Below are 11,827 nucleotides of genomic sequence, written 5' to 3'. Positions count from 1 at the left end.
GAGCCCGAACGCGGCAGCCGTCGCCGTGACGATGGCAGCCAAACCTTTGGATAGATTCCAAGTGCTTGCCACGATGTCCTCCGGTCGTCGGTTCTGGGTCAGCCGTCTAACCGGCTGATCAGGGCAGGGCGGACAGCAGCGACGGCGGCGCTACCGGCGCTGGTGCGGGCGCGGGTGCGGCAGGCGCACCCGGCGTAGGCGCCGCCACCGGCGCGCCCGGGACAACGCCATTGGCGAGCGCCGGCAGGTCGCGCGGAAGCGAAATCTGCGATGGCACATTCACCGGCAGGCCCGGAAGCGCCGGCATGTCAACCTTCGCCACCCCAGGAGCGGATGCCGGCGCCGCGGCGGAGGCAGGTGCGGCAGGGGTGGTGAGTCCAGGGATGGACAGCGGCAACCCCGGAATCGCCGGAGCTGCCGGCGCCGCCGGCGCCGCCGGTGAGGTCAACCCCGGGATCGGCGCGTTGACCCCGGGGATGGTAGGGGTCGCCGCCGGTGCGGCGGGTGCCACCGGCGCCGCCGGCGCCGATGGTGCTGTGAGGCCCGGGATCGACGGGATCGCCGCCGGCGGGGAAGCGGGTGTCGCCGCCGCGGCCGAAGTCAGGCCCGGAAAGGTGATCCCGGGGGCGGCCGGCGCCGCCGGCGGGGTGGCGCCGAGGGCCGTCGCGAGATTTTGCAGAATTTGCGGTGCGTTGGCCGCCGAAGCGATCAGCTGCTGCGGAATGCCCGCAACGGCCGAGAGGTCCGGCGCGGGCGCCGGTGCCGGCACGGGGTCAGCGTGGGCGATACCGCCCGTCAGCAGCGCGGCGGAGGAACCGACGACGACGGCGGTTGCGCGCAAGTAGGTCCAGATGGTTGGCATGACTCTCCCTGGTGATCGACGACAGGTTCCGGGCTGAAGTTACTTTGATGCTGGTGGGACTCAAGTGACACGTGTGGCATTTATTCGATCGTTATGCATACGAGCGGTGGCAGTGACCGAACGCCTCATTCGACGGCGGACAACGCCACGGCACTGGCTGCGATCGCTAAAGTCGGGCTGGTAGACAACACCTCGTCCGCCTCGGCGGCAACCATCACGCGGCGGCTCGCGACTCGGCTGCACGGCGCCGCGCCGGTGCTGTTGATCCTCAGCGTCGCGGCCCGGCTCGCCTGGACATACCTGGCGCCCAACGGCGCAAACTTCGTCGACCTGCACGTCTACCTGGGCGGGGCCGCCGCTATCGATCATCCCGGCACCCTGTACAGCTACGTCTACGCCGACCAGACGCCAGACTTCCCGCTGCCCTTCACGTATCCGCCGTTTGCGGCGGTCGTCTTCTACCCACTGCACCTGCTGCCGTTCGGCCTGGTCGCCTTTCTGTGGCAGGTCGCCACGATGGCCGCGCTGTACGGCGCGGTCCGGATCAGCCAGCGCTTGCTGGGCATTGCGGCCGGCGCAGGTGGCAGACGGACCGCCATGTTGTGGACGGCGATCACCATCTGGATCGAGCCGTTGCGCAGCACCTTCGACTATGGGCAGATCAATGTGCTGCTGATGCTCGCGGTGCTGTGGGCGGCCTGCACCACGCGGTGGTGGCTCTCGGGCCTACTGGTCGGCGTGGCGTCCGGGATCAAGCTGACGCCGGCGATCGCCGGGTTTTATCTCCTCGGTGTTCGGCGGTTCGGTGCCGCCGTTTTCTCGGCTCTCGTGTTCGTTGCCTCCGTCGCGGTGTCGGCGCTGGTCGTTGGCGATCAGACCCGTTACTACTTCACCGATCTGCTGGGCGACGCTCATCGGGTCGGGCCCATCGGCACCTCGTTCAACCAGTCCTGGCGCGGCGGCATCTCCCGGATCCTGGGGCACGACGCCGGATTCGGTCCGCTGGTGGTGACGGCGATCGTTGCTACGGCGGTTCTGGCGGTGCTGGCCTGGCGGGCGCTGGACGGGTCCGATCGGCTCGGCAGGTTGATGGTGGTCGAGGTGTTCGGGCTGTTATTTTCGCCGATTTCGTGGACGCACCACTGGGTGTGGCTGGTGCCGCTGATGATCTGGCTGATTCATGGGCCAGTGCGTGCGCGCCCGGGCGCGCGGATTTTTGGCTGGGGCTGGTTGGCGCTCACCATCATCGGTGTGCCCTGGCTGCTGAGCTTTGCTCAACCAACCATCTGGCAGATCAGCCGGCCCTGGTACCTGGCCTGGGCAGGCCTGACCTACATCGTGGCGGCCGTGGCTACCCTGGCTTGGATTGCCGCGACCGGGCGGCAAGCGACCGAGCCCGACTGCCAGGCTCGGCAGCGGCCTCCCGCGCGTGCTGCATCGTCGGGGGGCTAGTCCTCGTGGATGCTGAGCGCCTGAGTGGGGCAATCCTGGCACGCCTGCTCGATGTCGACGCGGCGCCCTTCCGGTATTTCGTCGCACAGGAGTTGCAACGCGCCATTCGCGCCGATTTCGAAAATGTCGGGTGCGATCGCCTCGCACATCCCGATCGAGGAGCACCGGCTCCGGTCAACGACGACCTTCACCGCCTCAGCGCTCCGGGGTGAACTGCGCGGTCATGGATAACACGGTATGGAAGAAATTGCCTGTGCCCAACTCGGGTTCGCCGACTGTGCGGATGTCGGGCAGCCGGGTCAGCAGCTCGCGGAAAGTGGCGGACAACTGCCGACGGGCCAGCTGTCCGCCCAGGCAGTGGTGGATGCCGCCGCCGCCGAACGATATGTGCTTGTTCGGCGATCTGGACAGGTCCAGCCGCTCGGGATGGTGAAAAACCTCGGTGTCCCAGTTCGCCGAGGCGTAGAACATCACCACCTTGTCGCCCTCGGTTATCTGCTGCCCGCCCAGCTCGGTGTCGCGCGACGCGGTGCGGCGGAACGTCATGATCGGCGTGGCCCAGCGCACGATCTCCTCGACTGCTGAGGGCATGCGTCCGTCCAGGTCGGCTGTCAGCCAGGCGCGCTGCTCGGGGAAGTCGGTGAGTGCTTTCATACCGTGGCTGGTGCTCTGCCGGGTGGTGTCGTTGCCGGCGATGATCAGCAGGTTGAAGAAGGACGAAATTTCGTCGTCGGTGAGGCGCTCGCCGTCCACTTCGGCCTGCACCAGTGCGGTGAGCAGGTCGTCCTGAGGCGCGCGTCGTCGCGCGGCGATCAACTCGTCGGCGATCTCGCGCAGGGTGGTGATGGTCTGGAACACCCGCGCCAGCGGCTCGGCGCCCTGCAGGAGCCTGGGATCGCGCCACCCGTCGGCGAACTGCGACTCGTAGGCCACGGTCCGGCGGTACTCCTCCGGAATGCCGACCATGTCGCAGATGTTGTGCATCGGCACCAGTGCGGCCACCTCTTTGACGAAGTCGACCTCGCCCTTGTCGGCGATGTCGTCGACGATGCGCCGGGCGTTGGCAACGATGTGATCGTCAATGCGGGCCAGCTGTTTGGGCGTGAAGGCCGCGGCGAGCAGGCGCCGGATCTTAGTGTGTTGAGGTGGATCCATCGCGATGAAGCCCTGGGCGGCGTCAAGCACTTCCGGGGGCAGCGACTCGAACGTGATGCCCCGGCCGGAGAGGAAGTCCTCGGGCCGCCGCGTCACCTCCACCAGGTCGGCGTGCCGCACCACGGCCCAGAAACCCTCATCGTTGGGGTCCTCGAACAGACCGTTCTTCACCGGGCGATGCCATGAGATCGGCCGATGTGCCCGCAGTTCAGCGAACACCTGCTCGCGCTCCTCGCCGGTGCCCGACCAGAACTCCAGCGACGAGATGTCCGCGGGGTCGTAGGGACGCTCGGTGCGGGGAATTGCGACGGTCATGATGCCTCCAGCAGTGTTCAATTCCGGACAAGTATCTGACAATTCTTACGAATTGTCAATTCTTGACTACAAAGCCAGACTGGTGTCTATTGAGTTAGACTCTGCGGCATGACTGTCGTTGACCTACGTGCCGAAACTCGCGCCTTCGGTCGTGCCCGGCTGCGCGAGCTTGCGATCGCCGCCGCGCGGGACGTCACGCTCGACCGAGGCTGGGCGGCGGTCCGCATGGGCGCCGTCGCCACGACGATCGGCATCAGCCGGCAGACCCTGCACGCGGAGTTCGGTACCAAGGACGAACTCGGTTACGCGCTGGTCATGCGAGAGACCTCGACCTTCTTCGACGAAGTGGCGGCCCGGCTGGCTCGGCACCCGGGCGACCTCGCCGGCGGAGTATCGGACGCGGCGGAGTTCATGCTGTGCGTCACACGTGACAACCCGCTCTTGCAGACGATCCTCACCCGGGCGCCCGTTGGCACAGGCGATGTGTCGTTGCTGCCACTGCTCACCATCCGTGGCGAACCGCTGATTGAGCGTGCGGTCGAGATCTTCGGCAGTTGGGTCACCGAACAGTGGCCGTCGGCAAACCCGGCCGAGATGCGCGTGATGGTCGAAAGCATTGTGCGCCTGACGCTCAGCCATATCCTCACTCCGACCAAAGCGCCCTCGGATGCGGCGCGGGATCTCGCGCTGGTGGCATGCCGCTGCGTGCGTTTCCCCGATCCAAGCTGAGCCGGGCCAAGCTAGGCACGGACCAGCTGCAGGTCGCCCGGGTGAGACGCGGCCGACCGCGGACCCGGCCCGATGCGCTGCTGGGCGACAAGGCGTACTCGTCACAAGAGACGCGGGTCCACCTGCGATCTCGCGGGATCACGGCAGTGATCCCCGAGCCTGCGGATCAGGCTGGACACCGCAAGCGTCAGGGCAGCAACGGTGGGCGGCGGATCGGACTCGACACTCAGAAATACAAGCGGTGCAACGTGATCGAGCGATCCTTCAACACCGTCAAGAACTGGCGGGGCTTGGCCACCCGCTATGACAAACTCGCCATCACCTACCGCGCCGCAGCCCTGCTGGCAGCCATCTGCGCTTGGCTACGACATTTGAGAGACACGCCCTAGCCCGCGACGATCCCGTCGATATCGCGCGCCATGTCTATGTCATTCTTGGTGATGCCACCCTCGGAATGCGTAACCAGCGCGAAAGTCACTGTTCGCCAACGAATATCGATATCTGGGTGATGATCTTTGCTTTCCGCGTGCTCGGCCACGCGGCGCACCAAGTCGATGCCTGCGAGGAAGCTCGGAAATTTGATCGACCGGCGCAGGGCGCCGTCGGCACGCTCCCAGCCGTCGAGGTCGGGCAGTGCGGCATCCACTTGTTCATCGGTTAACACAGCCATATTCCTACGGTACCGCTGTGCGGCCGAAGACCCGCCAGTGGCGATCGGTTAACGTACCGAATGACCTCGATACAGCTCTCGATGGGAATCCCCTCGTTCTCGGCTGAGGCCCCGGCCAGCTGGGAGCATCTCACCGACTGGGTACAGCTGCTGGAAAGCTGCGGATTTGACCGCGTCTTGGTGTCGGAGCACATCGCGTTCGGCATAAATATGGATGCGTACGCGGATCCCAAGGTGGGAGGGACAGAAGGGGGTCGCCAGCCCACCGGGCCGGACGGACACTGGTTGGAGCCGCTTACGGTGTTGACCTATCTCGCGGCACGGACCGAACGTATCCGGTTGGGCACCAACATCCTGCTGGCTCCGTTGCGTCCCGCCGCGGTTCTCGCGAAAACCGTTGCCAGCATGGATGTCTTGTCGGGTGGCCGCATTGATCTCGGCGTGGGCGTCGGCTGGCAGCGAGAGGAATACGACGCTGCCGGTGTCGATTTCGACAAACGCGGAGCCATCCTGGATCAGACGCTTGAGGTGTGCCAGCGGTTATGGCGGGAAAACGAGGTGAGTTACACCGGGCCCGGGCTCAGCTTCGAGCGCATACATCAGATGCCCAAACCCGTTCAGCCCGGCGGAGTGCCGATCTGGGTGAGCGGAACGGTTAACCGGGCCGTCGCTCGCCGGCTCGCTCGATTCGGAAAGTATTGGATCCCTTGGGGGTCCGACGCCCGGGACATCGCCGCAGGCATCGAGCGGATGCGCGCCGCGGTCGAACTTGCCGGGGGTGACCCGCATGGATTCGGCGTCACCGGCGCGCTGCGAGTCAAAGCCGGCTCGGACGGCCGGCCCGATCTGGCCGCCGCCGCCGCGGCCGCGGCTTCGCAGGCCAAGGCCGGGGTAACCGACCTGAGGATGGCGTACTGGCCGCTGCCCGCCGCGGATCGGGGGCGCGACATCCCGGCATTCGTCGATGCGGTGCGAACCGCTATCGAAGGCTGACGAGGCCTACGCGGTCGAGCGGACCAGGCGACCCGGCCGGGCGTCGGTGAGCTCGCCGTCGTCGACGATAACCTCGCCGGCGACCAGCGTGGCGAGATAGCCCCTGGATCGCTGTATCAATCGACCGGTCGCGCTGGGCAGGTCGTTGACCTTCTGCGGATGCAGCAAAGCCAGTTTCTGGTAGTCGATCACGTTGAGGTCGGCCCGCATCCCCTCGCGAACGGTGCCGCGGTCGGTCAGCCCGTAGAGCGCAGCTCCATCGCTGGTCAGCCGACGCACCGCGTATTCCAGCGGCAGCCGCGGGCCCCGCGTGCGATCACGGGTCCAGTACGTCAGCAGGTAGGTGGTCATGCTGGCATCGCAGACGATCGACGAATGCGCCCCGCCGTCGCCCAGCCCCTGCACCGTGAGCGGATCGCTCATCATGTCGTACAAGCCGTCGTAGGAACCCTTGCCGTAGTTCAGCAATGGGAACAACAGGAAGTCTCGTCCATCGGCACCGAGCATCAGGTCATACACGACTTCCCACGGATCTCTGTTTTCGCGGCGGGCGATGGCGGCCACGCTCTTGTCGGCTGTGGGCTCGTAGTCCAGCGTTTCGCCGAGCGGGAACAGGCGCTCGAAGACGCGTCTCGACATCCGGTCGAGCGACGTCGCCGCCTTATTGGCCGCGGGTGCCTGGGCAAGGATCTCCGCGCGCACCCGCGGCTGGCGCAATTGCGAAACCAGTTCGGGCAGTGACAGATTCGCGATCCGCTGGTAGGCCGGGGCGTACTTGAACGGGTTGAGCCGGGATTGGTGACCAACCAGCGCACTGAAACAACGGCTGCCGATCTGGGGGCGGATGTTCGCGCCCCTGGCGTTGGCCTCGTGCACGGCCTTGAAGTGCGGCCGCCAGGCGTCGGGCTCGAAGGTGGTTTGCATGATCAAGAATGTCAGCGGTACGCGCGCCGATTCGCCCAGGCGCACAATCCATTTGAGCTCGCGATCCATGGCGCCTTCGGGGTCCAGGCCCTCTACGCCGCCGACACCGGCCGGCACGACCTCGAATACGCCTCGTCCGGCCTTGACCATGGTCGCGTAGAGCGCCGCTAGTTCTTCGTCGGCGGCGAACGTGCCCGGCACCGGGTTGCCGTGTACGTCGCGGTGTCCCTGAGTGCGGCCGGTGGAGAAACCGACCGCTCCGGCGTCGAGAGAGTCCGCGACGATTTTTGTCATCGCCTCGAGGTCGTCGGCCGTCGCGTCGTCGAGCGCCCGGTCGCCCATCACGTAGGCGCGAACGGCGGCGTGGGGCACCTGTGCGCCGATGTCGAGGGCGTGCGGGGCGCGCTCGAGCGCGTCGAGATACTCCGGAAAGGACTCCCAATCCCATTGGATCCCTTCGTAGAGAGCGGTTCCCGGGATGTCCTCGACGCCCTCCATCAGTTCGACGAGCCGCTGCCGATCGTCGGGGCCGACCGGCGCGAAGCCGACGCCGCAATTGCCGAGGATCGCGGTGGTGACCCCGTGCCAGCAGGATGGCGTCAGGTGTGGGTCCCACGTCGCCTGCCCGTCGTAGTGGGTGTGGACGTCGACGAAGCCGGGCGTCACCAGCAGGCCGTCGGCGTCGATGGTCCGGCGTGCCGAGCCGGTCAGCTTCCCGACCCCGACGATGCGGCCGTCCTCGACTGCGACGTCTGCCGTGTAGGCGGGCTCGCCCGTGCCGTCGACCACCGTTCCGCCACGGATCACCAGATCATGCATGTGTCTGCCCTACCTTTCCTGCACTGATTGAAGCCTGTTGGCCGGGCCTAGTCGATGGGGCAGTCGATGGGAGCCGTCCGGAAGGTATACCGTCACTGGCCATGCCGACCCAGATCGTCGTCGCCGGGGCGGTGATCTGTGGCCCCACCGTCTTGGTCGCGCAACGGGTGCGGCCGCCCGAGTTGGCCGGCCGCTGGGAACTCCCCGGCGGCAAGGTCGCGCCCGGCGAAACCGAGCCCGACGCGCTGGCCCGCGAGCTCGCCGAGGAGCTGGGCCTCGAGGTCGGCGATGTCGCGGTGGGTGATCGGCTCGGCGCCGACATTCCGCTGAATGACACGACCACGCTGCGGGCGTATCGCGTGCGCCTGATTCGCGGTGAACCTCACCCGCGTGACCACCAGGCGCTGCGCTGGGTGACGGCCGCCGAGCTGCACGACGTCGACTGGGTGCCGGCGGATCGGGCCTGGCTTTCAGAACTGGCGAAAGCGCTCTGAAGAACTTTGAAAGCGCTTTGACGGCTTCGTGCGGCACTGTTGTCAGCTCAGGGCGGTTGTCAAGCGTGGTGAACCGGGGGATTAACCGATGTCCCGGCTGAAGTCCCGGTGGAGCCAGTCTGACCAGTTCGACTGGGTGACTACGTTTCTGCGCCAGCGCGGCCTGATCCGATCGGCCCAGGTGATCCTGGCGATCGTCTCCGCATCCGCCGCGTGGGTGCCGCTCACTGTCTTGGCCACGCAGCGCCGGCCGGCGCAACGAGCGCGATCACCGGCGTACTGACCGTCGTGTTCGCCCTCGGTTCGATCTACTTCTGGCTGACACATTGGCCGACCCGCCGACAGTCACGCGTCGCCGTGATATCAGGGATGTTGGCCACCGCCGGCTGGAGCCTTGTCCAGCCCAGTGCGGCCTTTGCTGCGCTGGCTTGCACCGCCCTGGCCGTCACCGGAGGCTACATCGCGCTGTTTCACAGCCCACGCTTGTTAATGCTCAACGGCTTGGTCGCTGCCGCGACCGCGACCATGGCGGTGCTGCGGTTGGCCGAGGAAGCCGATCCCGCCAGTGCGGCCGCGGCGTTTTGGCTGATCTGGTATCCCAACTTTTCGGTGCCGCTCATTATCTGGGGCGTGTCGCAGGCCATGGGAACATACGTGGAGCGCGCCGAGCAGGATCCGCTCACCGGTTTGTTGAACCGGCGGGCCTTCACCGAAGCGGTCCCTGTCCGCCTGGCCAATCACGATGCGGCGCACACCCACCTTGCGGTGATGATGCTTGATCTCGACGATTTCAAGTGCATCAACGACACCCATGGTCATGCAGCCGGCGATCGCCTCTTGCAGTGGTGGCCGGGCTGCTGCGCGAGCACAGCCCGCCCGACGCGATTGTTTGCCGCGCCGGCGGCGAGGAATTCCTCATTGCGCTGACTTGCACCGTCGACGGTGTGGCGCCACGTGCATCACGGTTCTGCGGTGCGGTTGCCAGGCATCCGTCCGGCATAACGGCCAGCATCGGCACCGCTTGCGCCGAACTGCACCTGCTGTGCACAGCCGATGGGGGCATCTCAATCGAAGAGCTCATTGCCGTCGCCGACAGCGCGATGTATGCAGCCAAACGCCGCGGCGGAAACCAGGCCCACCAGAGCACAGGCTCCTAACAGCGCTCTTCAACGCGGTTGATTCATGACCGAAGCACTGGCCCGTGAGCTGGCCGAGGAACCTGGCTTCCAGGTCGGGGATGTCGCGGTGGGCGCATAATCACCGGGCGGGTGACGGCGGACGAACTGCACGATGTGGACTGGGTGCCCGCCGATCGCGGCTGGCGTCCAAATCTGATCAAGTGCTCTAAGGAGCGCCGACACTGCGGCCAGGGCGTCGATCCTGCGCCTACCGTCACGATCCGGCCCAGACGGCCGACCTGAGCGCAGACTCGAGGCGGATGAGCGGCTCAGTTCGCTTCAGTTCGCTATTGACGGCCCACCGCTGCCACAATCACCGACGTGCCATTCCGCAATGTCGCCATCGTCGCGCACGTCGACCACGGCAAGACCACGCTGGTCGACGCGATGCTGCGGCAATCCGGAGCGCTGCACGAACGCGGTGATCTGCAGGATCGCGTGATGGACAGCGGCGACCTGGAGCGGGAAAAGGGCATCACCATCCTGGCCAAGAACACCGCGGTGCACCGCCACGACCCGGACGGGACGGTGACTGTGATCAACGTCATCGACACCCCCGGCCACGCCGACTTCGGCGGCGAAGTGGAGCGCGGACTGTCGATGGTGGACGGCGTGCTGCTCCTCGTCGATGCGTCCGAGGGCCCGCTGCCGCAGACCCGGTTTGTGTTGCGCAAGGCGCTGGCCGCGCACCTTCCGGTGATTCTCGTCGTCAACAAAACAGACCGGCCCGATGCCCGCATCGCCGAGGTCGTCGAAGCCAGCCACGACCTGCTGCTCGACGTCGCGTCCGACCTCGACGACGAAGCCGCGAAAGCCGCCGAGCACGCGCTGGGCCTGCCGACGCTGTACGCGTCCGGACGCGCCGGGGTGGCCAGCATTACGCAGCCCCCCGACGGCCAGATCCCCGACGGCACCAACCTGGACCCGCTGTTCGAGGTCCTGGAAAAGCACGTGCCGCCCCCCAAAGGGGACCCGGACGCGCCGCTGCAGGCTCTGGTCGCCAACCTCGACGCTTCGGCGTTCCTGGGCCGGCTGGCGCTGATCCGCATCTACAACGGACGCATCCGCAAGGGTCAGCAGGTCGCGTGGATGCGCGAGGTCGACGGGCTGCCCGTCATCACCAGCGCCAAGATCACCGAACTGCTCGCGACCGAAGGCGTCGAGCGCAGCGCCACCGACGAGGCGATCGCCGGCGACATCGTGGCCGTGGCGGGGTTGCCCGAGATCATGATCGGCGACACCCTGGCCGATCCCGACCATGCGCATGCGCTGCCGCGCATCACGGTCGACGAGCCGGCGATCTCGGTCACCATCGGCACCAACACGTCGCCGCTGGCGGGCAAGGTGTCGGGGCACAAGCTGACCGCGCGCATGGTCCGCAGCCGGCTCGACGCCGAGCTGGTCGGCAACGTCTCGATCCGGGTGGTGGACGTCGGCCGGCCGGACGCCTGGGAGGTGCAAGGCCGTGGCGAGCTCGCGCTGGCCGTGCTGGTCGAGCAGATGCGCCGGGAAGGTTTCGAGCTCACGGTCGGCAAGCCGCAGGTGGTCACCAGGACGATCGACGGCAAGCTGCACGAACCATTCGAGGCGATGACGATCGACTGTCCCGAGGAGTTCGTCGGGGCCATCACCCAGCTGATGGCCGGGCGCAAGGGCCGCATGGAGGAGATGAAAAACCATGCGGCGGGCTGGGTTCGGATGGACTTCATCGTGCCCAGCCGCGGCCTGATCGGCTTTCGCACTGACTTCCTTACCCTCACTCGCGGCACCGGGATCGGCAACGCCGTGTTCGACGGTTACCGCCCGTGGGCCGGCGAGATCCGGGCCCGTCACACCGGTTCGCTGGTCTCCGACCGGTCCGGCACCATCACGCCGTTCGCGCTGCTGCAGCTCGCCGATCGGGGCCAGTTCTTCGTGGACCCCGGCCAGGACACCTACGAGGGCATGGTCGTCGGGATCAATCCGCGCCCAGAGGATCTCGATATCAATGTCACCCGCGAGAAGAAGCTGACCAACATGCGGTCGTCGACCGCCGATGTCATCGAGACGCTGGCCAAGCCGCTCGAGCTCGACCTGGAGCGCGCCATGGAGTTCTGCTCGGTCGACGAATGCGTCGAGGTCACTCCGGAGGTGGTGCGGGTCCGCAAGGTCGTGTTGGACGCCACCTCGCGGGCGCGCAACCGTGCGCGGGCGAAGGCCCGGGGTTAGCGGTTGGCGACCCGCGTGGTTGGCCGGG

The 11,827-nt window shown here is 66.8% G+C and carries 12 protein-coding genes and 2 pseudogenes; 9 read left to right on the top strand and 5 right to left on the bottom strand.

The window, feature by feature from the left end; translation table 11 throughout:
- Nucleotides 1–118: 118 nt before the first annotated feature.
- A complete protein-coding gene (locus ACLP9N_RS39045) occupies nucleotides 119–862 on the bottom strand; it encodes a hypothetical protein (RefSeq protein ID WP_442412398.1) in 744 nt (247 codons plus the stop codon).
- A 93-nt stretch (nucleotides 863–955) separates the two neighbouring features.
- Between ACLP9N_RS39045 and ACLP9N_RS39040 the strand changes: the two genes are divergently transcribed.
- Nucleotides 956–2,314 (top strand): mannosyltransferase, encoded by a 1,359-nt coding sequence (locus tag ACLP9N_RS39040; protein WP_442412397.1) that lies wholly within the window; start codon nucleotides 956–958, stop codon nucleotides 2,312–2,314.
- Here ACLP9N_RS39040 and ACLP9N_RS39035 read toward each other — a convergent pair.
- Entirely contained in the window at nucleotides 2,311–2,505 is a 195-nt protein-coding gene (locus ACLP9N_RS39035) for a ferredoxin (protein ID WP_442412396.1), read from the bottom strand. The genes ACLP9N_RS39040 and ACLP9N_RS39035 overlap by 4 nt on opposite strands.
- Nucleotides 2,506–2,509: 4 nt before the next feature.
- Nucleotides 2,510–3,784 carry a cytochrome P450 gene (locus ACLP9N_RS39030; RefSeq protein ID WP_442412395.1) on the bottom strand — a complete coding sequence of 425 codons (1,275 nt, stop codon included), beginning with the start codon at nucleotides 3,782–3,784 and terminating at the stop codon, nucleotides 2,510–2,512.
- A 108-nt stretch (nucleotides 3,785–3,892) separates the two neighbouring features.
- On the opposite strand from ACLP9N_RS39030, the gene ACLP9N_RS39025 reads away from it, so the two are divergent.
- Entirely contained in the window at nucleotides 3,893–4,513 is a 621-nt protein-coding gene (locus ACLP9N_RS39025; protein WP_442412394.1) for a TetR/AcrR family transcriptional regulator, read from the top strand.
- 41 nt (nucleotides 4,514–4,554) lie between these two features.
- Nucleotides 4,555–4,902 carry a transposase gene (locus tag ACLP9N_RS39020; RefSeq protein WP_442412393.1) on the top strand — a complete coding sequence of 116 codons (348 nt, stop codon included), beginning with the start codon at nucleotides 4,555–4,557 and terminating at the stop codon, nucleotides 4,900–4,902.
- Here the strand turns inward: ACLP9N_RS39020 and ACLP9N_RS39015 are convergent.
- The gene (locus ACLP9N_RS39015) at nucleotides 4,899–5,183 is read right to left on the bottom strand and encodes a 4a-hydroxytetrahydrobiopterin dehydratase (RefSeq protein ID WP_442412392.1); all 285 of its coding nucleotides are present in this window, start codon (nucleotides 5,181–5,183) and stop codon (nucleotides 4,899–4,901) included. The two genes, ACLP9N_RS39020 and ACLP9N_RS39015, sit on opposite strands and share 4 nt — an antisense overlap.
- Nucleotides 5,184–5,243: 60 nt before the next feature.
- On the opposite strand from ACLP9N_RS39015, the gene ACLP9N_RS39010 reads away from it, so the two are divergent.
- Nucleotides 5,244–6,176, top strand: a complete 933-nt coding sequence (locus ACLP9N_RS39010) for a TIGR03619 family F420-dependent LLM class oxidoreductase (RefSeq protein WP_442412391.1) — start codon at nucleotides 5,244–5,246, stop codon at nucleotides 6,174–6,176.
- 6 nt (nucleotides 6,177–6,182) lie between these two features.
- On the opposite strand, the gene ACLP9N_RS39005 is transcribed toward ACLP9N_RS39010, so the two are convergent.
- Nucleotides 6,183–7,919, bottom strand: coding sequence for an N-acyl-D-amino-acid deacylase family protein (locus tag ACLP9N_RS39005; RefSeq protein WP_442412390.1), 1,737 nt, complete (start codon nucleotides 7,917–7,919; stop codon nucleotides 6,183–6,185).
- 101 nt (nucleotides 7,920–8,020) lie between these two features.
- Between ACLP9N_RS39005 and ACLP9N_RS39000 the strand changes: the two genes are divergently transcribed.
- The 5 genes and pseudogenes from ACLP9N_RS39000 (at nucleotide 8,021) to typA (ending at nucleotide 11,799) form a co-directional block, all read left to right on the top strand.
- Nucleotides 8,021–8,413, top strand: coding sequence for a (deoxy)nucleoside triphosphate pyrophosphohydrolase (locus tag ACLP9N_RS39000; protein WP_442412389.1), 393 nt, complete (start codon nucleotides 8,021–8,023; stop codon nucleotides 8,411–8,413).
- Nucleotides 8,414–8,501: 88 nt separating this feature from the next.
- Complete coding sequence (locus tag ACLP9N_RS38995; protein WP_442412388.1) at nucleotides 8,502–8,696, top strand: hypothetical protein; 195 nt, start codon at nucleotides 8,502–8,504, stop codon at nucleotides 8,694–8,696.
- Between the two features lie 86 nt (nucleotides 8,697–8,782).
- Nucleotides 8,783–9,570, top strand: a pseudogene (locus ACLP9N_RS38990) (GGDEF domain-containing protein).
- Between the two features lie 31 nt (nucleotides 9,571–9,601).
- Nucleotides 9,602–9,834: pseudogene (locus ACLP9N_RS38985) on the top strand (hypothetical protein); the annotation flags it as partial.
- Between the two features lie 78 nt (nucleotides 9,835–9,912).
- A complete protein-coding gene (gene typA / locus ACLP9N_RS38980) occupies nucleotides 9,913–11,799 on the top strand; it encodes a translational GTPase TypA (protein WP_442412387.1) in 1,887 nt (628 codons plus the stop codon).
- The last annotated feature ends 28 nt before the right edge of the window (nucleotides 11,800–11,827 follow it).

The organism is Mycobacterium sp., assembly GCF_052144515.1.
In the GTDB taxonomy this organism is placed as follows: Bacteria; Actinomycetota; Actinomycetes; order Mycobacteriales; family Mycobacteriaceae; genus Mycobacterium.
Note: the sequence above shows the minus strand (reverse complement) of the source record. Positions and strands in the feature narration are given on the sequence as shown.

Coding starts and splice junctions, on each gene's coding strand:
- ACLP9N_RS39030 (WP_442412395.1), bottom strand. CDS start 3,784: ATGACCGTCGCAATTCCCCGCACCGAGCGTCCCTACGACCCCGCGGAC.
- ACLP9N_RS39045 (WP_442412398.1), bottom strand. CDS start 862: ATGCCAACCATCTGGACCTACTTGCGCGCAACCGCCGTCGTCGTCGGT.
- ACLP9N_RS39025 (WP_442412394.1), top strand. CDS start 3,893: ATGACTGTCGTTGACCTACGTGCCGAAACTCGCGCCTTCGGTCGTGCC.
- ACLP9N_RS39015 (WP_442412392.1), bottom strand. CDS start 5,183: ATGGCTGTGTTAACCGATGAACAAGTGGATGCCGCACTGCCCGACCTC.
- ACLP9N_RS39010 (WP_442412391.1), top strand. CDS start 5,244: ATGACCTCGATACAGCTCTCGATGGGAATCCCCTCGTTCTCGGCTGAG.
- ACLP9N_RS39005 (WP_442412390.1), bottom strand. CDS start 7,919: ATGCATGATCTGGTGATCCGTGGCGGAACGGTGGTCGACGGCACGGGC.
- ACLP9N_RS39000 (WP_442412389.1), top strand. CDS start 8,021: ATGCCGACCCAGATCGTCGTCGCCGGGGCGGTGATCTGTGGCCCCACC.
- ACLP9N_RS38995 (WP_442412388.1), top strand. CDS start 8,502: ATGTCCCGGCTGAAGTCCCGGTGGAGCCAGTCTGACCAGTTCGACTGG.
- ACLP9N_RS39040 (WP_442412397.1), top strand. CDS start 956: ATGCATACGAGCGGTGGCAGTGACCGAACGCCTCATTCGACGGCGGAC.